Annotated in this window: 2 protein-coding genes; both read left to right on the plus strand. The window is 37.2% G+C overall.

The window, feature by feature from the left end; all coding sequences use genetic code 11:
- Positions 1 to 1,644 (plus strand): T9SS type A sorting domain-containing protein (locus tag LVD51_RS19905; protein WP_236973135.1); only part of this gene is annotated, 1,644 nt, incomplete at its 5' end.
- A gap of 521 nt (positions 1,645 to 2,165) precedes the next feature.
- The gene (locus LVD51_RS19910; protein ID WP_236973136.1) at positions 2,166 to 2,432 is read left to right on the plus strand and encodes a hypothetical protein; all 267 of its coding nucleotides are present in this window, start codon (positions 2,166 to 2,168) and stop codon (positions 2,430 to 2,432) included.
- The last annotated feature ends 181 nt before the right edge of the window (positions 2,433 to 2,613 follow it).

Below are 2,613 nucleotides of genomic sequence, written 5' to 3' on the forward strand. Positions count from 1 at the left end.
TGGGTAGATCTAGACGACTGTGGCAATGGTATAATCACCAGAAGATTTGATATCAGTGGAGGTTGTGGACCGAAAGCTCCAAACTTTACCTTGGAACAAATTATTTATGTGAATAGCGCCTGTGAATTGGGCATGTCTATGTTTGATACACCTGCTGATACTTATACTCAAGAGTTACCTGCTTGCGTAACTTCGTTGGAAGATGCTAGTACGGAATTGTCTCCGGCCGTAACAGGTAAAGTGGAATTGAAAACGGACTTAGTAGGTGCGTTGTGTAATTCTATCGCCATCGGAGTGAAGGAAGAATACATCAGTGAAGTACAAATCACAGGAACAGATGGTCCTCAAATGTATAAACTGACTAGGGTGTGGAATATTAGAGATTGGTGTTCAACCATTGAGAGAGATTACGAGCAAACCATAGTATTTGTTGTCGATGCCAATTGTGCTGCGAACAATGGCGATGTGAGTTTGACTGGTCAGATCACAGATCAAGATCAAGAGGCGATAGCAGAAGTAGAAGTGAAGGCTGTCTTGAACAGTGGAAGTCCATTGACAGCAGAGACCACGGGTAATGGTCAGTATGGCTTCAATCTCGATTGGGGCTCTTCAGTGAGTATAGTACCACAGAAAAACACCGGTCATGGACAGGGTATAACTACTCAAGATGTGATAGCCATCCAGAGCCATGTAATGCAAGATTCTGTATTGACTAGTGATTACGACAAGATGGCGGCCGATGTAGATGGCAATGGTTTGATCAATGCCTTTGATATCTTGGAGACGAGAAGAATGGTGTTGACGCCGAATCGAAAGTTGGCCAATAATACGAGTTGGAGATTTTTCGTATCCGATGGAAGCATGAGAGAAAGTTTCGAATCGACTAGTTTGAGATCGGACGAGAATATAGATTTTGTAGGAGTGAAGATCGGTAATGTGAATCGCACGGAAAATGTAGGTCGAAGTCAGAGAAGTGGATTGACGACTTTAAATTTGAGTGTAGTGGACCAAGGATTGATATCTGGTGAATTGTACCGGGTAAATGTTACATCTGAGAACTTCGATGAAATTACTGGAATGCAGTACACCTTGGCATATGCGAACAATGCGGTAGAGGTAGAGTCTATCGAAGCGGGCGCATTGAACTTTACAGAGGACAATTACGTGAAATACCGTCCGGGATTCATCACAGCCTCTTGGAGTGAAGGGAAGGCCATCAGTGTATCTGAGAATGAGGTATTGTTTACCTTGGTTGTCCGAGCGAAAGCCGATGTATCATTGCGAGATGTATTGTCAGTAAGTGATCGGGTAATCATGGCTGAGGCTTACACTGGAGCTGAGGAGTTGAAGAATATACAATTGCAGTACAATAAGAGTGATGCGATCTTTGCCTTGTACCAAAACACCCCGAATCCCTACGCTGGTCAGACGGCCATTGGATTTACTTTGCCAGAAGCCTCAGAGGCTACTTTGACCATGTACGATGTGACGGGGAAAGTATTGAAAGTCATAGAGGGCAGTTATGGTAAAGGCTACAATAAGGTCTGGGTCAACAGTGAGGACTTTGGAATGTCTGGTGTGTTGTATTATCAATTGGATACGGAGAAGTACACCGCGACGAAGAAGATGGTGGTGATAAAGTAATAAGTAGATATTAGACTATATAAAAAGGAGTAGCTTGAATTTACAAGTTGCTCCTTTTTTTTAATAGATAAATTTTGAAAGAGGAGTATTTGCAAGGTTTGTTTGATGAATTTTTTTTTTACTTTTTTTTACCTAGTTAAGTCATTAAAATTTTAGTTCTAATATATTTTATAATTGGCAACAACATATGATATTTTTTTATCATATGTTGTTAGTAGTAAGTCCGTTATGCATTTTTTAATTTGTCTGTATCGGATAAAAGATTAATTTTGTTTGAGATGCCCCAAATTAAGTTAAATATAATGAGACGAAATTTCCTAGGTGGTTTATTTAATTATCAACCGGGAGATTATGATTTACAGCTATCGTGTAAATATAGTTGCATAATTAACACTCATATTACATATATGTTAATTAGTAATATGTCTGGTGTTTTCTCTAGATTTAGTAATAATCTTTCGAATACCTCCGTCACATATTTATCGAAATTTTTGGTTAAAAAAACGACTAATTATTGGTTGGTGAATAATAGGAACGATAATTGTAGTGCAGTGGATGTCGATGGTTATATTTCATCTGTACAAAGGAATCTAGAGGGAGATTATGTCAATAAATTTGAATCAACAACATCTATTGTTGAGCAATCTAGATTTAATATTTTAAATAGTCAAAATCAGAGTCATTTTGTCATTAATTCTAATGGATTAATGGGGCCATTAATTTGGAGTCTTCACGGACTAATCGGCAAATTTGAATGGTTTAATAGTAAAATGATTGTTATTGAATGAATTATATGAAAAAATAGAAAAGAAAATGCAATATGTATTCTTCTATTTTAATAATAAGAGGAAATCATGTTGTTATTGCAAGTTGTTAATTAAAATTTTTTATTAAAAGCCTAAATGTTATATCATCTAAACTAGAACTCATGAAAAAGACGAATTTTACATTAATTCAGCCATCGTGGTT

Origin of the sequence: Membranihabitans marinus (assembly GCF_021729155.1) — a bacterium.
GTDB classification, from domain to species: Bacteria; Bacteroidota; Bacteroidia; order Chitinophagales; family Saprospiraceae; genus Membranihabitans; species Membranihabitans marinus.